The organism is Faecalibacterium sp. I4-1-79 (genome assembly GCF_023347235.1).
Lineage (GTDB): Bacteria > Bacillota > Clostridia > Oscillospirales > Ruminococcaceae > Faecalibacterium > Faecalibacterium tardum.
In genome coordinates this window covers 2,944,631-2,968,502 of sequence record NZ_CP094467.1, presented here as the reverse complement: position 1 = coordinate 2,968,502, position 23,872 = coordinate 2,944,631, and the positions used below count along the sequence as shown (strand labels likewise).

Sequence of the window (23,872 nt, the reverse complement as noted above, 5' to 3'; positions counted from 1 at the left end):
TTATCGCAAAGAAAGCTACGATTATTGCAGTCACCAATCAAAAAGGTGGTGTCGGAAAAAGCACCACCTGTGAAAATCTTGGCATCGGGCTGGCAATGGAGGGCAAAAAAGTCCTGCTGGTGGACACCGACCCACAGGGGTCATTGACCATCAGCATGGGCTGGCAGCAGCCCGATGAACTGCCCACCACCCTGTCCACTCTGATGCAGAAAGCCATGAACGACCAGCCCATTCCGCCCGGCGAAGGTATCCTGCACCATGCGGAGGGCGTTGACCTGATTCCTGCGAACATCGAACTGGCAGGACTGGAAGTGGCTCTGGTAAACAGCATGAACCGGGAAAAGATGCTGAAACAGGTGTTGGAGGGGGCAAAGCGGGAGTACGATTATATCCTGCTGGACTGTATGCCCTCGCTGGGGATGCTCACCATCAACGCACTGGCGGCGGCAGACGCTGCCCTGATTCCCGTGCAGGCGCAGTATCTTTCCGCAAAAGGCTTGGAACAGCTTTTGCAGACGGTGCAGAAGGTCCGGCGGCAGATCAACCCGAAGTTGAGAATTGAGGGTATCTTGCTGACTATGACCGACAGCCGCACCAACTACGGAAAGCAGATCAGCAATCTGATCCGGCAGGCATACGGAAAGCACCTGAAGGTGTTTGAGCAGACCATCCCCCGGTCGGTCCGTGCGGCTGAAACCAGTGCGGCAGGCAAGAGCATTTTCCAGCATGACCCCAAAGGCAAGGTGGCAGAAGCCTACCAATCTCTTGCAAAGGAGGTGCTGGCGGATGCCGATCGACAGCGGAAACTTAGCTCTGAAAGGGCTAGATGACCTGTTTTCCACCGAGGAAAACCGACAAGAGGAGCAACGGGAACAGGTACAGCAGATTCCTATTGATGCGCTGCACCCCTTCACCAACCACCCTTTCAAAGTGCTGGACGATGAAGCTATGACCCGGACGGTGGAAAGCATCGCACAGTACGGTGTGCTGGCTCCGCTGATTGCCCGCCCTCGCTCGGACGGTGACGGCTATGAGATCATCTCCGGGCACCGCCGGAAACACGCCGCAGAGCTTGCCCATCTGGACACCGTGCCAGTCATTGTGCGCAATATGAAGGATGATGCCGCCACGATATTGATGGTCGATTCCAATTTGCAGAGAGAACACATCCTACCGAGTGAGAGGGCATTTGCGTACAAGATGAAGCTGGATGCGATAAAAAATCAAGGTGCTAGGTCGGATTTAACTTCCCGACAAGTTGTCGGGAAGTTGGAAGCCGCTGATGAAGTCGGAAAAGCCACTGATGAAAGCGGCAGACAAGTCCAGCGTTTCATTCGGCTCACCAATCTTGTCCCTGAACTACTGGACATGGTGGACGAAAAGAAAATCTCTTTTAACCCTGCGGTCGAATTGTCTTATCTTGATGCAAAACAGCAGCAAGATTTTTTAGAAGCAATGGATGCTTCCCAGAATGCGCCCTCTCTTTCGCAAGCCATTCGGATAAAAAAGCTGGCACAGCAGGGCGAGTTTGACTACGATGCTGTCTACGACATTATGAACGAGGAAAAGAAAAGCGAACTGGACACCGTGACCATCAAAAACGAAACTCTGCGGAAATACTTTCCGCGCAACTACACGCCCCGGCAGATGGAAAACATCATCATCAAGCTGCTCGACCAGTGGCAACTGAAAAAGCAGCAGGCAAAACAAAAGAAGCAGGAAGAAGCGCGTTGAGCGCAGACTGAACCAAGAGACCCGATGGGGTCTTTTTTTGTTTGCAAAAATTTGGAGGTAACGCCTATGAACAACACGATTCCTTTTCACCCCGCAACTCACGCCCCGCAGATCACGGTGGATGTGAACATCCTGACCATGCTGAAGCAGGCGGCATCCTGCTTGAGCGAAATGGCAAGCGAGAATGTCTACCTTGCCGCCATCGGTCCCGACATGGAGCTGACCATTATCATGGAGGAGGATGCCCCTTCCGTTCTGCCTTGTTTTGACGAGGACGATGCCCTGATTTCCGTGAAGGGTGCGCCGCTGTTTATCAGCTACAATCCGGCGCAGGTCCTCAAGCTGGCAGGCAAGCGGTACCTGACCGGTCCGGTCATCTTCTACCGCACCGATGGGCACAGTTCCATCGTATCCCTGACGGTGGAGGATATTTACCGCTTTCAGACCTATCTGGAAAGCCACAGCACCACCCTGATGGCAGATGGGCAGAAGCTGACCTGCATCTGTATCGACTGAGGTACGCCATGCTGAACTTTTTTATCGGTTTCGCATTTTTTGAAGCAGGTGCTTTTTTCGGCTTCTTCGTGGCTGCTCTGATGCAGGCGGCAAGGGATGGTGATGAACGATGCAGGAAGAAATCGAACAGAAATCCTTCAACCTGATAATCTCCACCACAAAGCTGTCTGCCCGGACTGTCCTGCGGGCGGTAAAGGCGGCGTTTCGGATGTACCAGTCCAAGGCATCCCAAGGCAAGCAAAGTGTCCGCACCCTGTTACGGCAAAACCGTGGCGTGTCCAGCGTGGAGATCAGCAAGACCGGCATCCGTGGTTTGGAACGCTATGCCAAAAAGTACGGTATCGACTATGCCATCCGCAAGGACAGCTCTGAAGTGCCGCCCCGGTATCTGGTCTTTTTCAAAGCCCCGGATGCAGAAGCCTTTCACTCGGCGTTCAAGGAGTATTCGGCATCCCTGCTGAACAAGGACAAACGCCCCTCGGTGCTGGCACGATTGCATGAACTGGTGCAGGCGGCGGCAGAACTCCCCGGCAAAGTCCGGCATAAGGAACAGGAGCGTGGACTGTGACCACGAAAAAGCTGACAAAGCTGATGGCACTGTATCTGCCCTATATTTTGCTGGGGCTGGTGGCAACCAACTTTGGCGAAGTATGGCAGCTTGCGGAGGGCAAGGAACTGGGTGATAAGATCATGTCTATGATGGGCACCATCCCGATGGCGTTTGCAAATCCTCTGCCCAGTCTGCACCCTCTGGATCTGCTGGTGGGCTTGTGCTGCGGTGCAGGGTTACGGCTGGCGGTCTATTTGCGTGGAAAAAACGCCAAGAAGTACCGCCACGGCATGGAGTACGGCTCTGCCCGGTGGGGCACCCCCAAGGACATTGAGCCGTTCATGGCTCCCAAGTTTGCCGACAACATTATCCTGACCAAAACGGAACGGCTGATGATGTCCAACCGCCCACCGGACCCCAAAAACGCCCGGAACAAAAATGTGCTGGTGGTGGGCGGCTCCGGCAGCGGCAAGACGAGATTCTGGCTTAAACCCAACCTTTTACAATGTCACAGTTCCTATGTGGTCACTGACCCAAAAGGTAGTATCGTGGTCGAGTGCGGGAACGCACTTCTGAAAAACGGTTACAAGCTGAAAATCCTGAACACCATCAACTTCAAAAAGTCGATGCACTACAACCCCTTCGCCTATGTTCACAGCGAAAAGGACATTCTGAAACTTGTTACGACCCTGATGACCAACACCAAGGGTGAAGGGTCCGGCGGGGACCCATTCTGGGAAAAATCGGAGCGTCTTTTGCTCACCGCCCTGATCGCCTATCTGCATTATGAAGCCCCGGTGGAGGAACAAAACTTTGCTACCCTGCTGGAAATGCTCAACACCATGCAGGTGCTGGAGGACGACGAGGAATACCAGAACCCGGTGGATCTGCTGTTTGAAGAACTGGCAAAAAAGAAGCCCAACTCCTTTGCCGGGCGGCAGTACAAACTTTACAAGCTGGCCGCCGGAAAGACCGCAAAATCCATCCTCATTTCCTGCGGCGCGAGGCTCGCTCCCTTCGACATCCAAGAACTGCGTGACCTCACCATGTACGATGAGCTGCAACTGGACACGCTGGGCGATAAGAAAACGGCGCTGTTCCTCATCATGAGCGATACGGACAGCACCTTCAACTTCCTCATCAGCATGGTCTACACCCAGCTTTTCAATCTGCTGTGCGACAAAGCAGATGATGTGTACGGCGGCAAGCTGCCCATCCATGTGCGGTGTCTCATCGACGAGTGCGCCAACATCGGGCAGATCCCCAATCTGGAAAAGCTGGTAGCCACCATCCGCAGCCGTGAGATCTCGGCCTGTCTGGTACTGCAAGCCCGTAGCCAGTTGAAAGCCATCTACAAAGACAATGCGGACACCATCGTGGGCAACATGGATTCTCAAATTTTTCTGGGCGGCTCCGAACCTACCACCCTGAAAGACTTGTCCGAAATACTAGGCAAAGAAACGATTGATGCCTTCAACACCTCGGACACCCGTGGCAACAGCCCCAGCTACGGCACTACGTTCCAGAAGATGGGTCACGAATTATTGAGCCGGGACGAGCTGGCGGTGCTGGACGGCGGCAAGTGCATTTTGCAGCTGCGTGGCGTCAGACCGTTTCTCTCGGACAAATACGACCTGACCCAGCACCCCAACTACAAGTTGACCTCGGACTATGACCCTAAAAACACTTTCGATATTGAAAAATATCTGAACCGAAAAGAAAAAATCCACCCCAGTGATGAGTTCATCGTGGTGGACGCTGATTCGCTCCCGTCTGCCTGACCCGGTAGACGGTTTAATTTTACCCGGACCAGAGAGGTACACCAGAAAGTCCACTCTCGCCGCAGTTCGCGGCTTCAATAGGCAGCTTCAGGTGTGTACGGACGGTCTACAATTTTTTCAAAATAAAGGAGAAACGACTATGGAATTCTTTAACTCTGCTATCGAAGTTCTTCAGACTCTGGTTGTCGCTCTGGGTGCCGGTCTCGGCGTTTGGGGTGCCATCAACCTGCTGGAAGGCTATGGTAACGACAACCCCGGCTCCAATGCTCATATACGGTAAAGAAGCAACAACACAAATTGAGAACAGCGTACCCTACTATTCTGTATCAAAGTGGAGCAGTAACACGAAAATGTTGCTGCTCCATTTTCATGCCCCTTAAATAATTTCCTTGAATCTGCTTGACTTATATTACGGTTAGTGATATATTTATTACAGTAACCGTAATAAGGAGGCTGGACTATGAGAGACAATGCAAAAAGTGGCGCACTTACAGAAGTGACCTTTTATATTTTACTCTCTCTTTATACACCAAAACACGGATACGCCGTTATGCAGTTTGTTGAAGAAAAAACGGGCGGGCGGCTTTCGTTAGGCGCAGGCACTTTATATGGAGCATTAAACTCTTTGCAGGACAAGAAGTGGATTGAACCTTATGGAGATAGTGAGGGAAGAAAAAAAGAATACCACATTACAACACAGGGAAAAGAAATTGCAGAAAAAGAGCTTGCAAGACTAAATGAACTTGTAAGCATTGCAAGTGAAATTATTGGAGGTGCAGTATGAGTAAAAAATGTTATCGCTTTTTTGGCGGATTGCTAAATACGCAGGAAAAATGGCTAAACAAAATGTCTGAAAAGGGTTATCGACTTGTTCGGACAGGAAAACTGTTATACGAATTTGAAAAATGCAAGCCCGATGAAGTGACCTATTGTGTAGAGTTTATCGGAGAAAAATCAAAAGAGAGTTCAATAGATTATGCTAATTTTTTGGAGGATATGGGATATAAGGTGTTTTTTAAAAATATCAATCTAAACTATTCTGTTGGAAAAGTTCGCTGGCGCCCATGGGCAGAAAGGGGCGGTCGTATTGCGACAAACACAACAACTTTTAATCGAGAAATCTTGATTGTGGAAAAAGCAAATGATGGAAAGCCTTTTGAACTCCATACCTCTTATGACGATAAAGAAAAATATTATCGCAACTTACGCAATCCGTGGCTATTTCTACTGCTCATGTTTGCACTATTCGCAGTTACAAAGCAGTCTATAATCTTTGGTATTTTTGCGTTGGTTTCTGTAATTCCTGGCAGTATATATCAAATACAGATAATGAAAATCCGGAAGGAAGCCAAGACACAGGAATGGTGAGGAAATAAATAGCAAATCCAGCCGAGCCTGTCAACGGTCAAGATGAACGGCGGAAATGTGCCGCCGTTGACAGCCCCGCCCGTCTTTGCTGTTCGGTAATCAAGAGGGCGACAGCACAAGATGCTGCCGCCCTCTGCCATTATTCAGAAAGGGGGATTTTCCATGACCGAACACGAAAAGTATCAAGAACATATCCGGCATACACACGATGCCTTTTGCAAGACTGTTATTCGCCACGCTGCCATAGACGCAGCCCGGAGCATACGGAGCCGCCGCAAGCGGGAAATCTCGCTTGAATATCTGATAGAAGAAAAACACTATCCATTCAGTACCACAGATAAATACTTTGCGGAGCAATCCGGCATGACCAGCTATCCGCTTTTCGTCTGTGGTCAGATGGTGCTTTTGGAAAGTCCAGAGCTTGCCGCAGCCCTGTCCGCACTATCACAGATGGAACAGGAAATCATTTTCTTGTACTACTTCCAACGATTGACGCATAGGGAGATTGGACGGAGATATGGACGGGCTGGCAACACAACCGGGCGGCGTATTCAGATGATTTTACGGCGGCTACGGGCAGAGTTGGAGGGTTTGTCCTATGAGCCAGCTACTTCCCTATGAGACAATCGTTAAGTCAAGCGAGGGCGACCCGGAAGCTGTTGCCGCCGTCCTATCCCATTATGCGGGATATATCCGCTCTTGTGCGAAAATAGACGGACAGATTAACACGGATATGCAGGAGCATATCGTCAGGCAACTGATAGAAAGCCTGTTGAAGTTCCGCTTTGACCGCTAAACAGAAAAGTTGTATAATTAGAGCCTGACAAATTAAACTTCAATGAGGGTAGAGCAAATGGAACAGATTATCAATTATAGAGACATACCCACAGATAAAAGGATTGACATATTAAATGCTCTTGAGCGAATAGGTTTTTTTCCGGCATACGGCGGCGTGAAAACAATGCAGCAAATTATGGAAAAGTCAGTTCCAGGTTCAGGCCCACAATTCTATTTCGTTTTCCGTGAAAATGAGTTGATAGGGTACAATTTTCTCATTGGGGACACTAAGAAATATAAAGCGTTCCCATGGCTTGCTATTAGCAATATGGATGAGCAGAAGTTGACTGTTTGTGAAGAACTGATGAAAATACAAATTGCCTTTTTTGAAGAACTCGGAATGCAAAAGATAGCAGATCATTGCGTTAGGATTATGGAAGATTACAGAAAAGGAATTGGAAAGCGGAAAGAAAGCGATTGCAGATAAATTCCATTTGAAAAACGGCTGACAATTTAATACCACCGCCCATCACAGCGGCAGATAAGCAGTAAATCTTGAAAAGGTTTACTGCTTTTTTTGCGCCCATTTTCAAAAATCTTTGGCAAACCACACCGCCGGATTGTTGTAGGGAGCAGACAGGGAAAACAAAAAAATTTCCGCTGCGTTTGCCAAAACGCCCCCTTTTCACCGTTGTAGTGGTGAACAGCGGGCAGAACACGCCGCCGCAATCGCTATATTGGTGGAGCAAGCCAGTATATCCGCAAACCAGAGCCGCCGAGGAAAGCGGTAGTTTTTTAGAGCAAGATTCTACCGCAGTACCAAAATTCGCTTTTCGCTCATTTTGCCCCTGCGGGAATCTTGTTGGGGAGTGCCTTCCCCAAACCCTGCTTATACGGCTTGCGCCGCTTAAAAATCCCTCAAAATAATTTTTCGGATTTTTCAAAAACAGTTCCGCTTTACCCCCTGTTTTTCTCCTATTAGTGAGAGGATACCACGCACAGAAAGGAGGTTTTTTACCATGCGAAAACGATACAACACGCCGCACCGCAGCCGGGTAGTCAAGACACGCATGACCGAGGAAGAATATGCCGAGTTTGCGGAAAGGCTTTCTGCCTGCAACATGAGCCAAGCCGAGTTTATCCGGCAAGCCATAACCGGGGCAGCCATACGCCCCATCATAACCGTTTCCCCCGTCAATGACGAGCTGCTTGCCGCTGTTGGGAAGCTGACCGCCGAATACGGCAGGATCGGCGGCAACTTAAACCAGATAGCTCGGACGCTGAATGAGTGGCACAGCCCCTACCCGCAGCTTGCCGGGGAGGTACGGGCGGCGGTTTCCGACCTTGCTGCCCTAAAGTTTGAAGTCTTGCAGAAAGTGGGTGACGCTGTTGGCAACATTCAAACATATCAGCTCTAAAAATGCGGACTATGGCGCAGCGGAAGCCTATCTCACATTTGAACATGACGAGTTTACCATGAAGCCCACCCTTGATGAAAACAGGCGGCTGATACCGAGGGAGGATTACCGCATTTCTTCCCTTAACTGCGGGGACGAGGATTTCGCTGTTGCCTGTATGCGAGCCAATCTCCGCCATGAGAAAAACCAAAAACGGGAAGATGTGAAAAGCCACCACTATATCATCAGCTTTGACCCACGGGACGGAACAGACAACGGCTTGACCGTAGACCGGGCGCAGGAGCTGGGCGAGCAGTTCTGCAAGGCACATTTCCCCGGACACCAAGCCCTTGTATGCACCCACCCGGACGGGCATAACCACAGCGGCAATATCCATGTGCATATCGTCATCAACTCCCTGCGGATTTACGAAGTCCCGCTTCTGCCCTACATGGACAGACCCGCCGACACACGGGAGGGCTGCAAGCACCGCTGCACCAACGCCGCCATGGAATATTTCAAGAGTGAAGTCATGGAGATGTGCCACCGGGAGGGGCTTTACCAAATCGACCTCCTAAGCGGCAGCAAGGAACGGATAACGGAACAGGAATACTGGGCGGCAAAGAAAGGGCAGCTTGCCCTTGATAAAGAGAACGCCGCCAGAGAAGCCGCAGGACAGCCGACCAAGCCCACCAAGTTTGAAACGGACAAGGCGAAGCTGCGCCGGACGATACGGCAGGCACTTTCCCAAGCCGCCAGCTTTGACGAGTTTTCTTCCCTTTTGCTGCGGGAGGGCGTGACCGTCAAGGAAAGCCGGGGAAGGCTTTCCTACCTTACGCCGGACAGGACAAAGCCTATCACAGCCCGGAAGCTGGGGGACGATTTTGACAAGGCTACTGTCCTTGCCCTGCTCACACAGAACGCCCACAGAGCCGCCGAACAGATCAAAGCCATACCGGAATACCCCCACACCCAAAAGGGACGCTTGCGGGAGGAAAAAGCCACAAAAACCACCCCGGCAGACAACACCTTGCAGCGCATGGTTGACCGGGAAGCCAAGCGAGCCGAGGGCAAGGGCGTGGGCTATGACCGCTGGGCGGCAAAGCACAACCTAAAGCAGATGGCAGCTACCGTTACCGCCTACCAGCAGTACGGCTTTTCTTCCCCGGAGGAATTGGACGAAGCCTGTTCTGCCGCCTATGCCGCCATGCAGGAAAGCCTTACAGAGCTGAAGCAGGTGGAAAAGACGCTGGACGGGAAAAAGGAGCTGCAACGGCAGGTGCTTGCCTATTCCAAGACCCGCCCTGTCCGGGACGGGCTGAAACAGCAGAAAAACGCAAAAGCAAAAGCTGCCTACCGTCAGAAGCACGAAAGCGACTTTATCATAGCAGACGCAGCCGCCCGCTATTTCAGGGAGAACGGCATTTCCAAGCTGCCGAGCTATAAAGCCCTGCAAGCAGAGATTGAATCCCTTATCAAAGAGAAAAACAGCGGTTACAACGATTACCGGACAAAACGGGAGGAATACCGCCGCTTACAGACTGTCAAAGGCAATATCGACCAGATTTTACGCCGGGAACGTAAGCCTGTGAAAAGGCAGGAACAGGAGCGATAAAAACCGCCCCCAAATGTACCCGAACCCATACAGAACAAGGGGGCTGCCCCGTACCTTATCCGCAATACTAAAGGATTTTTTAACGGGCTTACAGGGCAGAAAAACCCCGAAAATGATACCGAGATGATACAGAATTACCGCCGATACCGCCACACCAGCGGAAACGGCAGAAAGGAGCGCACCCATGCCACGCATGAGCAACAAACGGCGGCTTGAATGGAGCTTTTTCCTCAACCACCGAAACCGAATTACCTATAACGACCTTTGCCGGGGCTGCACCCACGATTGCAAGCAGAGTTTCCGAGCCGTGATTATCCTCTGCCACCGGTATTACTCCAAGCGTTGGAAAAAGGAGGACAGGGACAATGGCAGATAACCGCAAGTATTACTATCTCAAGCTGAAAGAGAACTTTTTTGACAGCGACTCCATTGTGCTGCTGGAAGATATGAAAGACGGGATTTTATATTCCAATATCCTCTTGAAGCTGTACTTAAAATCGCTGAAAAACGGCGGCAAGTTGCAGCTTGACGAGAATATCCCTTACACAGCACAGATGATCGCCACTCTTACCCGTCAGCAGGTAGGCACGGTGGAACGGGCGTTAGGGATTTTTCAGCAGTTGGGGCTTGTGGAGCAGCTACACGGCGGCTTGCTCTACATGACCGATATTGAACTGATGATAGGGCAATCCTCTACCGAAGCGGAACGAAAACGGGCGGCAAGGCTTGCAAACAAGGCTTTGCCACCACCCCGGACAAACGGCAGACATTTGTCCGACATTCGTCCACCAGAGATAGAGATAAAGAAAGAGATAGATATAGAGATAGAAAAAGAGAGAGAGTTAGAAACGGGACAAGCTCCCGCCCGCAGCTATGGCAGATACAACAATGTTTTTCTTTCCGATACGGAACTGGACGAGCTGAAAGCGGAACTGCCCGACAAATTGGAGTATTATATTGACCGGCTTTCCTGCCATATCGCTTCCACCGGGAAGCAGTACCACAGCCATGCAGCCACCATTTACAAGTGGGCGCAGGAGGACGCTGCCAAAGGCAAGGCTGCCCCGAAACAGGGCATACCCGATTATTCATGCAAGGAGGGCGAGAGCTTATGAAAAACGAGATTGAAGCTATGATTACGGACATTACAGCCACTACCGCCGAAGCGGAGGACTACACAGGCGAGGACGGGCTTTTATACTGCGGCAAGTGCCATACGCCCAAAGAAGCCTATTTTTCAAAAGAAACCGCCCAATGGTTAGGGCATGACCGACACCCGGCAGAGTGCGACTGCCACCGGGCAGCCCGTGAAAAACGGGAAGCCGCTGAAAGCCGACAGAAGCACCTTGAAAAAGTGGAGGACTTGAAACGCCGGGGCTTTACCGACCCCGCTATGCAAAACTGGACATTTGAGCATGACAACGGCAGAAACCCACAGACCGAAACCGCCCGCTTTTATGTGGAGAGCTGGGAAACCATGCAGGCTGAAAATATCGGCTACCTGTTTTGGGGCGGCGTGGGGACAGGAAAAAGCTACCTCGCCGCCTGTATCGCCAACGCCCTTATGGAAAAAGAGGTTGCCGTCTGCATGACAAACTTTGCAACGATACTCAATGACCTTGCCGCCAGCTTTGAGGGCAGGAACGAATATATTTCCCGCCTTTGCAGCTACCCGCTGCTGATACTTGATGATTTTGGCATGGAGCGAGGGACAGAGTACGGGCTGGAACAGGTTTACAGCGTGATTGACAGCCGTTACCGAAGCGGCAAGCCGCTGATCGCCACGACCAACCTCACGCTGGAGGAATTGCAGCACCCACAGGACACGCCCCACGCCCGTATCTATGACAGGCTGACTTCCATGTGCGCCCCCGTCCGTTTCACGGGCAGCAACTTCCGAAAGGAAACCGCACAGGAAAAGCTGGAACGCTTAAAGCAACTGATGAAGCAGCGAAAGGAGAGCCTATGACAGAAACGAAACAGACAAGCACCACCAAAACAGACCGCCGCCCGGACTGTGTAACGGAAATCCGCATGGGCAATTCCGTCCTTACCGTTTCCGGCTTCTTCAAGCAGGGCGCAACCGATACCGCAGCCGACAAGATGATGAAAGTGCTGGAAGCGGAGGCTGCTGCCGGACATACGCCACCGTTCAGCGCATAAGTGATGACATGGAAAAGCGGTCACGCCGGGGAGCATGACCGCTGGAATATCAGTAACAACTTTATTTTTTCCGAAGTTTCAACTCAATGCCTTTTGGAGCAGCTATATCCTGCAACAGTTTTGCGATAACAGAAGCCTGTTCTTTCTTCCCCATACTTTGAAAATCCTTATCGGATTTAACTGTTTGCAAGATATTTTCAATTTCTTTAATCGTTAAGAGATTAACTGCAACACAGAATAGATTTTTTCTGCGCCCGTCATTATAGTGTGACAAGAGGAAATCCAATAATTTGCGCTTTTCTTCCTGTTCAGCATTATAGGCGGGAATCCCTATCTGGCTGGCTTTTTCCATGTCATTCATTTGATTATGATGAGTTATAAAAGAATCAAAATCATCTATATGAGCGTATTTGTCACAAGGGAAGCTGGTACACTGAAAGCAATATTCGATTTTCCCATGTTCAATACTGCACTTTGCGATTTTACAACTTTGATTATCAACGCCGCAACCGGAACAATGCCCTGCCAAATTCATAGGACATAATTTACAATTTAGACCACAAAGAGAAAGGTACTGATTGTTACGGACAAACCCTTTCATTGTCACACCCCCTTGTATTGATTAGCTCCATTTTACCATAAGAACAAGAGTTTTTCTACTATGCAATCCCAATCATCTGCTACACAAAAAACGGCGATTTGACCGACCATAAAGAAGCAGATTTGACGCTTTTGCCGCTATACAGACAGCCGCCCCATGTGGTACAATCAAGGTACGGAATAGTGGGGCTGGCTGTCGGAAACGGAGGATTTTATGTTAAGACAGACCAACCAACAACCAATTACCGCCCTTTACCCAAGACTTTCCCATGAGGACGAGCTGCAAGGCGAAAGCAATTCCATTTCCAATCAGAAGCGTATCCTTGAAACCTATGCAAAGCAGAACGGCTTTTCCAATCTGCGCTGGTACACGGACGACGGTTATTCTGGTGCGAACTTTCAAAGACCCGGTTTCCAAGCCATGCTTGCGGACATTGAAGCCGGAAAAGTCGGGACAGTTATCGTAAAGGATATGTCGAGGTTAGGGCGAAACTACCTGCAAGTGGGAATGTACACGGAAATGATTTTCCCACAGAAAGGCGTCCGCTTCATCGCTATCAATGACGGAGTGGACAGCGCACAGGGCGACAATGACTTTGCCCCGCTGCGGAATATCTTTAACGAATGGCTGGTGAGAGATACGAGCAAGAAAATCAAAGCAGTAAAACGCTCAAAGGGCATGAGTGGCAAGCCTATCACAAGCAAGCCTGTGTATGGTTACCTCATGGACGAGGACGAAAATTTCATTATTGACGAGGAAGCTGCACCCGTAGTCAAGCAGATATACAACCTCTGCCTTGCCGGGAACGGTCCGACCAAGATAGCCCGTATGCTCACAGAGCAGCAGATCCCCACGCCGGGGACGCTGGAATACCGCAGGACGGGCAGCACCCGCCGCTACCACCCCGGCTATGAGTGCAAGTGGGCGACCAATACCGTTGTGCATATCCTTGAAAACCGGGAATACACAGGCTGTCTGGTAAACTTCAAGACAGAAAAGCTCTCTTACAAAGTCAAGCACAGTGTAGAAAATCCCCCGGAAAAGCAAGTGATTTTCGAGAACCACCACGAGCCTATCGTAGACACCCAAACATGGGAACGGGTGCAGGAGCTACGCAAGCAGCGTAAACGCCCCAACCGCTATGATGAAGTGGGCTTGTTCTCCGGCATACTGTTCTGTGCGGACTGCGGCAGTGTGATGTATCAGCAGCGATACCAGACAGACAAGCGCAAGCAGGACTGTTATATCTGCGGCAACTACAAGAAACGCACCCATGACTGTACGGCGCACTTTATCCGCACCGACCTCTTGACCGCTGGTGTACTCTCCAATCTGCGGAAAGTGACCAGCTATGCGGCAAAGCATGAGGCCCGGTTTATGAAGCTCTTGATTGAGCAGAACGAGGACGGGGGCAAGCGCAGGAACGCCGCCAAGAAAAAGGAGCTGGAAGCCGCCGAGAAACGCATAGCCGAGTTATCCGCTATCTTCAAGCGGCTGTATGAGGACAGCGTGACCGGGCGCATATCAGACGAGCGTTTCACAGAACTGTCGGCAGACTATGAAGCAGAGCAACGGGAGCTGAAAGAAAGAGCCGCTGCAATCCAAGCGGAGCTTTCCAAAGCACAGGAAGCCACCGTGAACGCAGAAAAGTTTATGAATGTTGTCCGGCGGCATACCAGTTTTGAAGAACTTACCCCTACTCTGTTGCGGGAGTTTGTAGAGAAAATCGTTGTGCATGAGTGCAGCTATGACGAGAACAAGACCCGCAGACAGGACATTGAGATTTATTATTCTTTTGTTGGCAAGGTGGACTTGCCCGAATAACCGCCCGACCTATCCGACACAATGCGCAAGTGCCGGATAGGAACGGCAAAATTTTTTACACTTCTATTACTTCTTTATAACACATCAGCAAAGTCTCAGGGCATGAAGCAGCTCATGGCTGGCGGCGGTGTCGCTCTGGTGGGCATCACCCTCATTCCTCTGCTGTCTGGTCTGTTCGGCTAAGAGCCGCAGGCGGGTTTTCCCGCCTGTACATACGCAATCGCTCTATCTTTGCTGTGGATAACAGCCCTTTATCATAAGGAGCGCATTGCGGTACGAATCTCCACCCATCAATGAAAGGCGGTGTCTTATGCAGTTTTTGACCCACATTATTTTTCTTCTGAATCTCCTCAAGACCCTTATCAACCACTTCAGCTAAGGACGGTGACTGCTGAATGGAAACCGTTCTCAAAGCCATTGCCGACTGGATCAAAGGCATCCTGACGGCAGGTATTATGTCAAATCTCAGTGGGCTGTTCGACGATGTGAACACGCAGGTCGGCAATATCGCCCAGCAGGTGGGCACCAAGCCCTCCAGCTTTGAGCCGAGAGTGTTCGCTATGATCGAAGCCCTCTCCCGGAACGTGGTGCTGCCCATTGCAGGCATCATCCTGACCTTCATCGCCTGTTATGAGTTGATTGAGATGATCACCCAGCACAACAACATGGCGCAGTTCGAGCCTGCCCTCATCATGCGCTGGATCTTCAAAACGGCGGTGTCCGTCTGGTTCATCTCCAACACCTTCGATATTGTGATGGCGGTGTTCGACATCACCCAGAAGGTGGTGTCCGATTCCAGCGGCATCATCGCCGGAAACACCCGTGTCAACGACATTGGCTTGTCCATGCTGCAATCCAGCCTGATGCAGATGGATGTAGGACCCCTGTTCGGGCTTTTCCTGCAAAGTTTCTTCATCGGTATCACCATGCGCATCCTGTCCATCGTGATTTTCGTCATCGTCTACGGAAGAATGATTGAAATTTACTGCATGGTGAGCCTTGCACCCATCCCCATGGCGACCTTCGGCAACCACGAGCAATCGCACATGGGGCAGAACTACCTGAAATGCCTGTTCGCATTGGGCTTTCAGGGCTTTCTCATCCTCATCTGCGTGGCAATTTATGCCGTGCTGATCCAGAGCGTGGCAATTTCCGGGGACGCCATCAACTCCATTTGGAGCATTGTGGGCTACACTGTTCTGCTCTGTTTTAGCCTGTTCAAGACCAGCTCCGTGACGAAATCCGTCCTCGGAGCGCACTAAAGGAGGTGTTCGATTGGCTGCGTATATTTCCGTTCCCCGTGACCTGACGAAAGTGAAATCGAAGGTCGCGTTCAACCTGACCAAACGGCAGCTTGTCTGCTTTAGCACAGCGGCTCTCATTGGAGTGCCGCTGTTTTTTGTTCTCCGGGATTCTGGCGGAAACACCGCGGCGACTCTTGGCATGATGATCGTCATGCTTCCGGCGTTCTTCCTTGGGATGTACGAGAAAAACGGTCAGCCCATGGAAAAGCTGCTGTCGTACTATGTGCAGTCCCGGTTTCTTCGCCCGAAAATTCGCCCCTACAAGACCAACAACTACTATGCACTGCTTATGAAGGGAGGCATGACCCATGACCCCGTTTTGGAAAAAGACCGGTAAGCACAGCGGCCCACAGTCTGCGCAGAAGCACAGACAGAACGCAAAGCCCGCTGTGCCCCGGACCGCCCAGCAGTCCATCCCCATGCAGCGGATGTTTGAGGATGGCACCTGCCGGGTGAAACCCAACTACTACACCCGCACCATCCAGTATCAGGACATCAATTATCAGCTTGCCCAGCAGGAGGACAAAACCGCCATTTTCGAGGAATGGTGCAGTTTTCTGAACTTCTTCGATTCCAGCATCAAATTTGAACTGTCCTTTGTGAACATGGCAACCGACAGCACCGAATTTGAAAAGAGCATCCGCATTCCGTTCCAGAAGGACGGTTTCGATGATGTTCGTGCGGAGTATTCCCAGATGCTGCGCCAGCAGCTTGCCAAGGGCAATAATGGTCTGACCAAGACCAAATTCATCACCTTTGGTGTGGAGGGCGAGAGCATGGCGCAGGTCAAGCCCCGACTCGACCACATCCAGAATGACCTACTGAACAACTTCCACCGGCTTGGAGTGCAGGCAAAGCCCCTGAACGGTGCCCAGCGGCTGAAGCTCATGCACGACATGTTCAACATGGACGGCGCCAGCAAGTTTCACTTTGACTGGAAAGACCTTGTGAAAAGCGGGCTTTCCGTAAAAGACGCCATTGCGCCCACCGCCTTTGCGTTCAAGAACAGCCGTACCTTCCAGATGGGCGGTATCTTCTGCGCCGCCAGCTTTTTGAGCATCACGGCATCCGACATCAGCGACCAGCTTTTGAAGGATTTTCTGGATATGGACTCCAGCCAGATCGTCACCATGCACATCCAGTCCGTAGACCAGAACCGTGCCATTAAGACGGTGAAGCGCACCATCACGGAACTGGATCGCAGCAAGATCGAGGAGCAGAAAAAAGCTATCCGTGCCGGGTATGATATTGACATCAGTGCGACTCGTTCCTGAACAAAACCTTCGTGGTTGAAGGATAAAATCAGGCACTAACAAAAGAACGAGGTTCTAAAGTTAGGAGAACTAACAATCCAAGCGGTGGAATGATGGGGTAACGCCCTGAAACGCCCCCTTAATACTCCGACTGGCACCAAAGATGGAAACATCCGGTGTCAGAAGCTCGGTGAAGGCGGCCGAGAGCAGCCGTAAGAAATGCTGGAAAGTCACCAGCCCCACGAAAGCCGTCCAGAGGTGGACGGTGCTGCCTATAGGCCGGAGGTCTACAAGATACCCAAGGTTAGAATGTTTGCAAGATAACTGACGAAAACCGCGAATGTACGGGTCTATACGATGACGGCATAGAAATGTGCCGAGAGCGTTAATCGCTCGTCAGTGTGGTGAAGTAAGAATTGATGTTATGAAACGCCATAGCAAGTTACAGGCTTGTTCAAGCTGGCAGGACCAAAGCGGAAACCTAAAGGTATATGAAAAGATAGGATTGTTGGAACGAGGAAAGGCAGCGAGCTTTCTCATTTGAAAGTAAGGGGACGAATCATATAAGCCCCTGAGTCACTGCTGAAAAGCAGAGGTCGAACCGATAATGCTTTTTGCGAAAAAGAGAAAAGCACAGGAATGGCCTCAAGTCAGTTAAACAGACACCCTTAACACTTAGTCGCAATTAGGATTGCGAGTATGACAAAAAGAAGTCACTCGCCGTAAAGGAGAGTGATGCCTAATGCCACGTGAGAAACGCCCCAAAGCAAAAAGCATGGAATCCCTTCGCCATGCAGAATACTACGACATGCAACGTACCTTCGATGAACTATACGCCAGAAGTCAGGCCGGAGAAATATTTGATGACCTGATGGATTTGATTCTGTCAAGAGAAAATATCATGTTGGCGTATCGGAACATCAAGGCGAATTCTGGAAGTGCAACTCCGGGAACAGACCGACTGCGGATAACAGATATTGGCAGACTGTCTGCCGATGAAGTTGTCGCAAGGGTACGAAAAATTGTCAACGGAGGAAGGAACGGCTATACCCCAAGAAGCGTAAGAAGAAAAGAAATCCCAAAGCCGAACGGCAAGACCAGACCTCTGGGAATACCGTGCATTTGGGACAGGCTGATACAGCAATGTATCAAGCAAGTCATGGAACCAGTCTGCGAAGCAAAATTCAGCAGTAATAGCTATGGATTCCGCCCGAACAGGTCGGTTGAAAATGCAATCGCTGCGATGTACCGTCTGATGCAGAGGTCAGGACTTTACTATGTGGTAGAGTTTGACATAAAAGGGTTCTTCGACAATGTAGATCACACGAAGCTGATACGGCAACTGTGGTCGTTGAATATCCGAGATAAAAAATTGCTCCATGTTATCCGCAGAATCCTGAAAGCTCCAATTCAGATGCCGGACGGACATCTGGAAAATCCCAAGAAAGGAACACCGCAAGGTGGAATAATATCTCCCCTGTTGGCAAATGTTGTGCTAAATGAGCTTGACCACTGGGTCGAAAGCCAATGGCAGAACCATCCGGTTATAGAGAAATACTCCTACAGGGAAAATGCAGCAGGATGCCCGATACACAGTCATGCGTATCGGGCAATGCGGAATACAAACCTGAAAGAAATGTATATCGTGCGATATGCAGATGATTTTCGGATTCTTTGCAAAACGAAAGAACAAGCGAATCGAACGCTGATAGCGGTGACAAAATGGTTGACTGAACGCTTAAAACTTGAGGTTTCTCCAGAGAAAACGAGGATTGTTGATGTCAGGCGGAGCTATTCGGAATTTCTTGGATTCAAAATCAGATTACGCAAGAAAGGGAAAAGGCGTGTTGTGCAGTCGCACATGTGCGATAAAGCATATAAGCGGGTCAAAGCCGACCTTGTAAAGCAGGTTGGAAACATCAAGTCCCCCAGAGCTGACCGAGGAGAAGCAGGTGAAGTTCATTTGTTCAACTCCATGGTCATGGGAATCCAGAACTACTACCGGTTAGCTACGGACATCAGCCTTGATTGTAGCGACATCGGCAGAGCAGTTGATATAGTTCTCAAGAACAGACTGAAATCTGGAAAATCTCATCGTTTGAAAAAGGAAGGCCGTGACCTGACCAAAAGCGAATTTCAAAGATATGGGAAATCCAAAAAACTGAGATATCTCGCACAATCAAAAGAGCCAGTTTATCCGGTAAGCTATGTGCGGTGTAAAAAACCGATGGACTTAAAGCGGAATGTATGTGCCTATACCCCGCAGGGTCGAAGCGAAATCCACAATGATTTGAGGATAGATACTACCCTGCTTTTGCAGCTTATGAAAGCAACCGCATACAGCCGTAGCGCAGAATATATGGACAACCGTATTTCGCTTTTCTCTGCCCAGCAGGGAAAATGTGCAATCACGGGAAAGCCGTTTGAATGCGTGACAGACATCCACTGTCACCACAAGAGGCCGAGAAGCCTTGGTGGAACCGACAAGTATGGAAATCTTGTGCTGGTCTTAGCACCTGTGCATGAGCTGATTCACGCCACAAACAAAAGCACCATAGATTCGAGTCTTTCATCTCTAAAACTGAACCAACAGCAGTTGGCAAAGTTGAATAAGTTGAGGATTTTGGCTGAGGTAAAACCCATAGAATTGGAAGAAGTAGCTTTAGAAAACCAGTCTCACAATGGTATGACTAAGGAGATTAAGAAAACTGTTTAATTGAGGGAGCGCCGGATGCGGTGAAAGTCGCATGTCCGGTGTGAAGCGGGGGAAAAGTCGGAGATGATTTCAAAGACTTACCTATCGCTATTTCCGTCGGATTTGGCGACCTACGGGCGGGATGCGAAAGCCCTGCTCAAAGAATTGCAGAGCCAGAACGAGCGGATGTTCCTTGTCACTTTTCTGGTGCTGAACACCGGGCGCACGGAGCAGGAGCTGGAAAACAACGTCTTTCAGGCCAGCTCCATTGCCCAGAAGCACAACTGCAACCTGTGCCGGCTGGATTTTCAGCAGGAGCAGGGGCTGATGTCCTCGCTGCCGCTGGCGGATTGCCAGATCGAAATTCAGCGGGGACTGACCACTAGTAGCACGGCAATTTTTGTGCCGTTTACCACGCAGGAGCTGTTCGACAACGGTAAGGAAAGCCTGTACTACGGTCTGAATGCTCTGTCCAACAACCTGATTATGGTGGATCGCAAGAAGCTGAAGAACCCCAATGGGCTGATCCTCGGCACTCCGGGAAGTGGCAAAAGTTTCTCGGCAAAGCGCGAGATCACCAACGCATTTCTGGTGACGGATGATGATATTATCATCTGCGACCCGGAAGCAGAGTACACTCCGCTGGTGGAGCGTCTGCATGGGCAGGTTATCCACATCGGTCCTGCCAGTACGCAGTATATCAACCCGATGGACATCAACAGCAATTACAGCGAGGAGGACAATCCGCTGGCTCTGAAAGCGGACTTTATTCTTTCGCTGTGTGAACTGGTGGTAGGCGGAAAAGAGGGCTTGCAACCTGTAGAAAAGACGGTCATTGACCGCTGTGTTCATGTGGTCTACCGCAAGTATTTCGAGAATCCCACCCCGGAAAATATGCCCCTGCTGGAAGATCTGTACAACGCCCTGCTGACGCAGGATGAACCGGAAGCGCGCCATGTGGCGGCGGCATTGGAGATTTACGTCAAAGGTTCTTTGAACATCTTCAACCACCACACCAACGTGGACATCCACAACCGCATTGTCTGCTTCGACATCAAGCAGCTGGGCAAGCAGCTGAAAAAGCTGGGAATGCTCATCGTGCAGGATGCCGTGTGGGGGCGTGTGACCGCCAACCGCAGTGCCGGAAAATCCACCCGGTACTATGCAGACGAATTCCACCTTTTGCTGAAAGAGGAGCAGACTGCGGCATACAGCGTTGAAATTTGGAAGCGTTTCCGCAAGTGGGGCGGCATCCCGACAGCCCTGACCCAGAACGTCAAAGATCTGCTGGCAAGTCCCGAAGTATCAAACATTTTTGAGAACTCAGACTTTGTGTATATGCTCAATCAGGCAAATGGCGACAGGCAGATTCTCGCAAAGCAGCTCAATATCTCTCCCCACCAGCTTTCCTATGTGACCCACTCCGGCGAGGGCGAGGGGCTGCTGTTTTTCGGCAATGTCATTCTTCCGTTCGTTGACCGTTTCCCCACTGATTTGGAACTCTACCGCATTATGACCACCAAGTTGGGTGAGATCTCGGAGGGCACACAGAAATGAGTAATCCGAAGCTGAACATCAAAGAGGAAACGTCCGCAAAAAAGACCCGTTCTCCCCCGAAGAAAACCAAGGTGGAGCAGTCGGTGCCCAAAAAGAAAAAGCTGAAAACCGATGCAGATAAAGCTGCGGAAAAGGCACAGCATCTGCGGTTTGGCAAGGCCGAACTGACCCCGGACGAGTTGAGCCGGTTGAGTAAGGCGCAGATGCGGGAAATGTACGCCGCCCATGCCGCCCGCTCTGCGGTGCACCGAGAAGTTGACCAGTACGAGGATGAAAACGTCGGTGTGCAGGCTCTGAGCGAGGGCGAAAAAGCCGCCGAGACCACCCACGATATTGCCAAGAGCCGCTATGCCCGGAAGCTGAAAAAGAAAGCCAAGATGCAGGGCAAGAAGGGCACCAAAACCGCAAAATCTTCTGCACGAGAGCCGACTGCGGCACAAGATGCAGGCGCATCCGGCACCGGTGAGGGCGGCTCCAACTGGCTTTCACGTTGGAAACAACGGCAAGAAATTCACAAAAGCTATTATACCGCCGCCCGGTCGGGCACGGCGGCGCAGACCGCAGGCGGCAAGGCGGCATCCAACGGTGCATCTGCTGCCCGGTCCGGCGTGGAACAGGCGGCGGAGAAAGGCAAAACCGCTGTCAGCACTGCCGTAAAGGGGCTGATGAATGCCGCCAAAGGCAACGCACACGTTCTGGTGATCGTGGGCGTTTTTCTTTTGCTCATCCTCATGGTCATGTCGGGCTTCTCGTCCTGCGGTATCCTTTTTTCCGGCGGCACACAGGTGTCCGGGCAGACCATGTACTCCGCCGAGGACAGGGACATCCGGGGTGCAGAGCAGGACTACAAGAAGCTGGAAAAGGAACTGGATAAAAAGATCAAGCGCACTCCCACCGACCACCCCGGCTACAATGAGTACCAGTATCACCTTGATCCCATCGAGCACGACCCGTGGCAGTTGACCTCTTTTCTCACGACTCTGTATGACGATTACACCCGGTCAGAGGTGCAGGGCAAGCTGAAGGAGACCTTCAAAAAGCAGTACCAGCTGACCACATGGGTGGAGGTGCAGATACGGTATAAGACCGTGTGGGTCATCAGTCCGGCAGGAATCCCTGTTCCCACGCAGGTGCCTTATGAGTATCGTGTTTTTCACACAAAGCTGGTGAACAAAGGGCTGGAAGTCGTCATCCGAGAGGAACTGGACAACGACCAGTGGAAACGGTATGAGATCTTTCAGGACACCTTGGGCGGCAGACCTTATCTTTTTAATGGAGGCTTGCCGCCCGGTGGCACCGATGGCTCCGGCGCACCGGGTATTGATTATCAGGTTCCGGCAGAAGCCCTGACGGACAGCGAGTTCGCCGCCATCTACAAGGAAGCCCAAAAGTATGTGGGCACGCCCTATGTGTGGGGCGGTTCTACCCCGGAAACCGGGTTCGATTGCTCCGGCTACGTCTGCTGGGTGTACAACCAGAACGGCTACGATGTAGGGCGCACGACGGCAAACGGATTATGGCAGAAAAGCCAGCACATTTCCGAAGCGGAAGCAAAGCCCGGTGATCTGGTCTTTTTTAAGGGCACCTACGACACTCCCGGCATGAGCCATACCGGGATTTATCTGGGCAACGGCATGATGGTCAGTGCCGGAGACCCCATCAAGTACGCAAACATTCACTCGTCCTACTGGGAGAAGCATCTCGCCGGATTCGGACGGCTTTCAAAATGATTGGAGGAGTTACTATGAGCGAAAAATCGGATAAGCTGCGGGCGATGCTGGCAAAAGAGAAGGAACGCCGCATCAAGCTGAACAACCGCATCGAGATTTTGGAGCGGCGCATTCAGGAGGAGGATTCCGCCGAGGTCAACGAGATGGTGCGGACCGCAAAGGTCACGCCGGAACAGCTTGCTGCCCTGCTGCGGCAGTCTGCTAACGCTACCCCGAACCCGGCTGCGTTGTCTGCCGTGGGTGCAACTTTTGAGAAGGAGGTCGATGCTGATGAAGATTAAGAAAATTGGTGCGCTGTTGCTGTCGGCGGTGCTGTGTATCGGCATGGCAGCTCCGGCATTCGCTTATGGGGATGATACCGCGCCGGCGGAACAGCCTGTTCTGCCGGAAGTGGTGGAGAAGGATGTTGTCACCATCACGGACGAAACCTCTGGTGCCCTGACCCCGGAGGGCAACCTGACGCTGGTGGACGACTATCACACCTCTTACTCGGACGGCTCTGGACAGCAGTTCATTACGCTGGTGTCGAAGTCCGGCAGCACCTTCTATCTGGTCATCGACCGCAACGCTAAGGGGCAGCAGACCGTCCACTTTATGAACCTCGTGGATGAGAGCGACCTTCTGGCTCTGATGGAGGAAGATGCTGCCGATGCTTATACCGCTGAAAAAGAAGCGGCGGCGCAGGCGGAACAGGATAAGCTGAAAGCTGAGGAAGAAGCCAAGAAAGCCGCAGAAGAAGCAGCGGCATCCGGCGAGGAACAGCCCAAGGAAAACAAGGTCACAAAGATCGCATCCGGCTTTCTGGGCGTAGTCGTGCTGATTGCGCTGGCGGCAGGCGGTGGCTTCTACGTTTTCGCAAAGCAGAAGCAGAAAAAACAGGCAGAAAAAGAAGCCCTTGACCCCGATGCAAACTACACCGAGGACAAGGGCGATTTTGAGATCCCCACCGATGTGCCGGACGAGGACGAAACCCCGGACGAGCAGGACACCGAACCCATCTGATTTTA

The 23,872-nt window shown here is 51.2% G+C and carries 26 protein-coding genes and 3 pseudogenes; 27 read left to right on the top strand and 2 right to left on the bottom strand.

Annotated elements, in window-relative coordinates; all coding sequences use genetic code 11:
• The first annotated feature begins 2 nt into the window (after window positions 1-2).
• The 11 genes and pseudogenes from MTP36_RS14660 to MTP36_RS14610 all read left to right on the top strand — a co-directional run bounded on the left by MTP36_RS14660 (window position 3) and on the right by MTP36_RS14610 (window position 7,213).
• A complete protein-coding gene (locus MTP36_RS14660; protein WP_249254441.1) occupies window positions 3-830 on the top strand; it encodes a ParA family protein in 828 nt (275 codons plus the stop codon).
• Entirely contained in the window at window positions 787-1,734 is a 948-nt protein-coding gene (locus tag MTP36_RS14655) for a ParB/RepB/Spo0J family partition protein (RefSeq protein ID WP_249251712.1), read from the top strand. The genes MTP36_RS14660 and MTP36_RS14655 overlap by 44 nt, the downstream gene beginning before the upstream one ends.
• Before the next feature lie 66 nt (window positions 1,735-1,800).
• Window positions 1,801-2,250, top strand: coding sequence for a hypothetical protein (locus tag MTP36_RS14650; protein WP_249251702.1), 450 nt, complete (start codon window positions 1,801-1,803; stop codon window positions 2,248-2,250).
• Between the two features lie 109 nt (window positions 2,251-2,359).
• Complete coding sequence (locus tag MTP36_RS14645; RefSeq protein ID WP_249251695.1) at window positions 2,360-2,818, top strand: PcfB family protein; 459 nt, start codon at window positions 2,360-2,362, stop codon at window positions 2,816-2,818.
• A 23-nt stretch (window positions 2,819-2,841) separates the two neighbouring features.
• Complete coding sequence (locus tag MTP36_RS14640; protein ID WP_442900293.1) at window positions 2,842-4,581, top strand: VirD4-like conjugal transfer protein, CD1115 family; 1,740 nt, start codon at window positions 2,842-2,844, stop codon at window positions 4,579-4,581.
• Window positions 4,582-4,720: 139 nt separating this feature from the next.
• A pseudogene (locus MTP36_RS14635) lies at window positions 4,721-4,849 on the top strand (Maff2 family mobile element protein); the annotation flags it as partial.
• Between the two features lie 192 nt (window positions 4,850-5,041).
• Entirely contained in the window at window positions 5,042-5,365 is a 324-nt protein-coding gene (locus MTP36_RS14630; RefSeq protein ID WP_249251679.1) for a PadR family transcriptional regulator, read from the top strand.
• Window positions 5,362-5,949, top strand: coding sequence for a DUF2812 domain-containing protein (locus tag MTP36_RS14625; RefSeq protein ID WP_005927795.1), 588 nt, complete (start codon window positions 5,362-5,364; stop codon window positions 5,947-5,949). Before MTP36_RS14630 ends, MTP36_RS14625 begins: the two co-directional genes overlap by 4 nt.
• Before the next feature lie 162 nt (window positions 5,950-6,111).
• On the top strand, window positions 6,112-6,570 hold the full coding sequence (locus MTP36_RS14620; protein WP_023921375.1) for an RNA polymerase sigma factor: 459 nt from the start codon (window positions 6,112-6,114) through the stop codon (window positions 6,568-6,570).
• On the top strand, window positions 6,548-6,745 hold the full coding sequence (locus MTP36_RS14615; RefSeq protein ID WP_249251677.1) for a helix-turn-helix domain-containing protein: 198 nt from the start codon (window positions 6,548-6,550) through the stop codon (window positions 6,743-6,745). Before MTP36_RS14620 ends, MTP36_RS14615 begins: the two co-directional genes overlap by 23 nt.
• A gap of 42 nt (window positions 6,746-6,787) precedes the next feature.
• Window positions 6,788-7,213 (top strand): hypothetical protein, encoded by a 426-nt coding sequence (locus MTP36_RS14610; protein ID WP_005946134.1) that lies wholly within the window; start codon window positions 6,788-6,790, stop codon window positions 7,211-7,213.
• Here the strand turns inward: MTP36_RS14610 and MTP36_RS14605 are convergent.
• Window positions 7,158-7,670, bottom strand: a complete 513-nt coding sequence (locus MTP36_RS14605) for a hypothetical protein (protein WP_249251675.1) — start codon at window positions 7,668-7,670, stop codon at window positions 7,158-7,160. The genes MTP36_RS14610 and MTP36_RS14605 overlap by 56 nt on opposite strands.
• A gap of 75 nt (window positions 7,671-7,745) precedes the next feature.
• Between MTP36_RS14605 and MTP36_RS14600 the strand changes: the two genes are divergently transcribed.
• From MTP36_RS14600 to MTP36_RS14575, 6 genes are all read left to right on the top strand, one after another.
• The gene (locus MTP36_RS14600) at window positions 7,746-8,144 is read left to right on the top strand and encodes a plasmid mobilization protein (protein ID WP_034479871.1); all 399 of its coding nucleotides are present in this window, start codon (window positions 7,746-7,748) and stop codon (window positions 8,142-8,144) included.
• Window positions 8,116-9,738 carry a relaxase/mobilization nuclease domain-containing protein gene (locus MTP36_RS14595; protein ID WP_249251673.1) on the top strand — a complete coding sequence of 541 codons (1,623 nt, stop codon included), beginning with the start codon at window positions 8,116-8,118 and terminating at the stop codon, window positions 9,736-9,738. The genes MTP36_RS14600 and MTP36_RS14595 overlap by 29 nt, the downstream gene beginning before the upstream one ends.
• 184 nt (window positions 9,739-9,922) lie before the next feature.
• On the top strand, window positions 9,923-10,114 hold the full coding sequence (locus MTP36_RS14590) for a hypothetical protein (RefSeq protein ID WP_249251664.1): 192 nt from the start codon (window positions 9,923-9,925) through the stop codon (window positions 10,112-10,114).
• Window positions 10,104-10,853 (top strand): phage replisome organizer N-terminal domain-containing protein, encoded by a 750-nt coding sequence (locus MTP36_RS14585; RefSeq protein WP_249251656.1) that lies wholly within the window; start codon window positions 10,104-10,106, stop codon window positions 10,851-10,853. The genes MTP36_RS14590 and MTP36_RS14585 overlap by 11 nt, the downstream gene beginning before the upstream one ends.
• Window positions 10,850-11,707 (top strand): ATP-binding protein, encoded by an 858-nt coding sequence (locus MTP36_RS14580; RefSeq protein WP_249251646.1) that lies wholly within the window; start codon window positions 10,850-10,852, stop codon window positions 11,705-11,707. The genes MTP36_RS14585 and MTP36_RS14580 overlap by 4 nt, the downstream gene beginning before the upstream one ends.
• A complete protein-coding gene (locus MTP36_RS14575) occupies window positions 11,704-11,901 on the top strand; it encodes a transposon-encoded TnpW family protein (RefSeq protein ID WP_009320846.1) in 198 nt (65 codons plus the stop codon). The genes MTP36_RS14580 and MTP36_RS14575 overlap by 4 nt, the downstream gene beginning before the upstream one ends.
• A 61-nt stretch (window positions 11,902-11,962) precedes the next feature.
• On the opposite strand, the gene MTP36_RS14570 is transcribed toward MTP36_RS14575, so the two are convergent.
• Window positions 11,963-12,502: a DUF3795 domain-containing protein gene (locus MTP36_RS14570; RefSeq protein WP_055246193.1), complete on the bottom strand. Its 540-nt coding sequence runs from the start codon at window positions 12,500-12,502 to the stop codon at window positions 11,963-11,965.
• Between the two features lie 213 nt (window positions 12,503-12,715).
• Between MTP36_RS14570 and MTP36_RS14565 the strand changes: the two genes are divergently transcribed.
• From MTP36_RS14565 to MTP36_RS14515, 10 genes and pseudogenes are all read left to right on the top strand, one after another.
• Complete coding sequence (locus MTP36_RS14565; protein WP_249251642.1) at window positions 12,716-14,326, top strand: recombinase family protein; 1,611 nt, start codon at window positions 12,716-12,718, stop codon at window positions 14,324-14,326.
• Between the two features lie 78 nt (window positions 14,327-14,404).
• A pseudogene (locus tag MTP36_RS16105) lies at window positions 14,405-14,509 on the top strand (Maff2 family mobile element protein); the annotation flags it as partial.
• Window positions 14,510-14,721: 212 nt separating this feature from the next.
• On the top strand, window positions 14,722-15,588 hold the full coding sequence (locus MTP36_RS14550; RefSeq protein ID WP_249251617.1) for a VirB6/TrbL-like conjugal transfer protein, CD1112 family: 867 nt from the start codon (window positions 14,722-14,724) through the stop codon (window positions 15,586-15,588).
• Between the two features lie 13 nt (window positions 15,589-15,601).
• Window positions 15,602-15,967 carry a PrgI family protein gene (locus MTP36_RS14545; protein ID WP_249251607.1) on the top strand — a complete coding sequence of 122 codons (366 nt, stop codon included), beginning with the start codon at window positions 15,602-15,604 and terminating at the stop codon, window positions 15,965-15,967.
• Window positions 15,939-16,886 (top strand): annotated as a pseudogene (locus MTP36_RS14540) (VirB4-like conjugal transfer ATPase, CD1110 family); the annotation flags it as partial. The gene MTP36_RS14545 and the pseudogene MTP36_RS14540, both read left to right, overlap by 29 nt.
• A 739-nt stretch (window positions 16,887-17,625) precedes the next feature.
• Window positions 17,626-19,599, top strand: coding sequence for a group II intron reverse transcriptase/maturase (gene ltrA / locus MTP36_RS14535; protein ID WP_249251597.1), 1,974 nt, complete (start codon window positions 17,626-17,628; stop codon window positions 19,597-19,599).
• A 66-nt stretch (window positions 19,600-19,665) separates the two neighbouring features.
• On the top strand, window positions 19,666-21,135 hold the full coding sequence (locus MTP36_RS14530) for a VirB4-like conjugal transfer ATPase, CD1110 family (protein WP_442900292.1): 1,470 nt from the start codon (window positions 19,666-19,668) through the stop codon (window positions 21,133-21,135).
• A complete protein-coding gene (locus tag MTP36_RS14525; protein ID WP_249251588.1) occupies window positions 21,132-22,865 on the top strand; it encodes a C40 family peptidase in 1,734 nt (577 codons plus the stop codon). The genes MTP36_RS14530 and MTP36_RS14525 overlap by 4 nt, the downstream gene beginning before the upstream one ends.
• A 14-nt stretch (window positions 22,866-22,879) precedes the next feature.
• Window positions 22,880-23,146, top strand: coding sequence for a DUF4315 family protein (locus MTP36_RS14520; protein WP_249251581.1), 267 nt, complete (start codon window positions 22,880-22,882; stop codon window positions 23,144-23,146).
• Window positions 23,130-23,867, top strand: a complete 738-nt coding sequence (locus MTP36_RS14515) for a DUF4366 domain-containing protein (RefSeq protein WP_249251573.1) — start codon at window positions 23,130-23,132, stop codon at window positions 23,865-23,867. The genes MTP36_RS14520 and MTP36_RS14515 overlap by 17 nt, the downstream gene beginning before the upstream one ends.
• The last annotated feature ends 5 nt before the right edge of the window (window positions 23,868-23,872 follow it).

Coding starts and splice junctions, on each gene's coding strand:
- MTP36_RS14655 (WP_249251712.1), top strand. CDS start 787: ATGCCGATCGACAGCGGAAACTTAGCTCTGAAAGGGCTAGATGACCTG.
- MTP36_RS14650 (WP_249251702.1), top strand. CDS start 1,801: ATGAACAACACGATTCCTTTTCACCCCGCAACTCACGCCCCGCAGATC.
- MTP36_RS14645 (WP_249251695.1), top strand. CDS start 2,360: ATGCAGGAAGAAATCGAACAGAAATCCTTCAACCTGATAATCTCCACC.
- MTP36_RS14640 (WP_442900293.1), top strand. CDS start 2,842: ATGGCACTGTATCTGCCCTATATTTTGCTGGGGCTGGTGGCAACCAAC.
- MTP36_RS14630 (WP_249251679.1), top strand. CDS start 5,042: ATGAGAGACAATGCAAAAAGTGGCGCACTTACAGAAGTGACCTTTTAT.
- MTP36_RS14625 (WP_005927795.1), top strand. CDS start 5,362: ATGAGTAAAAAATGTTATCGCTTTTTTGGCGGATTGCTAAATACGCAG.
- MTP36_RS14620 (WP_023921375.1), top strand. CDS start 6,112: ATGACCGAACACGAAAAGTATCAAGAACATATCCGGCATACACACGAT.
- MTP36_RS14615 (WP_249251677.1), top strand. CDS start 6,548: ATGAGCCAGCTACTTCCCTATGAGACAATCGTTAAGTCAAGCGAGGGC.
- MTP36_RS14610 (WP_005946134.1), top strand. CDS start 6,788: ATGAGGGTAGAGCAAATGGAACAGATTATCAATTATAGAGACATACCC.
- MTP36_RS14600 (WP_034479871.1), top strand. CDS start 7,746: ATGCGAAAACGATACAACACGCCGCACCGCAGCCGGGTAGTCAAGACA.
- MTP36_RS14590 (WP_249251664.1), top strand. CDS start 9,923: ATGCCACGCATGAGCAACAAACGGCGGCTTGAATGGAGCTTTTTCCTC.
- MTP36_RS14585 (WP_249251656.1), top strand. CDS start 10,104: ATGGCAGATAACCGCAAGTATTACTATCTCAAGCTGAAAGAGAACTTT.
- MTP36_RS14580 (WP_249251646.1), top strand. CDS start 10,850: ATGAAAAACGAGATTGAAGCTATGATTACGGACATTACAGCCACTACC.
- MTP36_RS14575 (WP_009320846.1), top strand. CDS start 11,704: ATGACAGAAACGAAACAGACAAGCACCACCAAAACAGACCGCCGCCCG.
- MTP36_RS14570 (WP_055246193.1), bottom strand. CDS start 12,502: ATGAAAGGGTTTGTCCGTAACAATCAGTACCTTTCTCTTTGTGGTCTA.
- MTP36_RS14565 (WP_249251642.1), top strand. CDS start 12,716: ATGTTAAGACAGACCAACCAACAACCAATTACCGCCCTTTACCCAAGA.
- MTP36_RS14550 (WP_249251617.1), top strand. CDS start 14,722: ATGGAAACCGTTCTCAAAGCCATTGCCGACTGGATCAAAGGCATCCTG.
- ltrA (WP_249251597.1), top strand. CDS start 17,626: ATGCCACGTGAGAAACGCCCCAAAGCAAAAAGCATGGAATCCCTTCGC.
- MTP36_RS14525 (WP_249251588.1), top strand. CDS start 21,132: ATGAGTAATCCGAAGCTGAACATCAAAGAGGAAACGTCCGCAAAAAAG.
- MTP36_RS14520 (WP_249251581.1), top strand. CDS start 22,880: ATGAGCGAAAAATCGGATAAGCTGCGGGCGATGCTGGCAAAAGAGAAG.
- MTP36_RS14515 (WP_249251573.1), top strand. CDS start 23,130: ATGCTGATGAAGATTAAGAAAATTGGTGCGCTGTTGCTGTCGGCGGTG.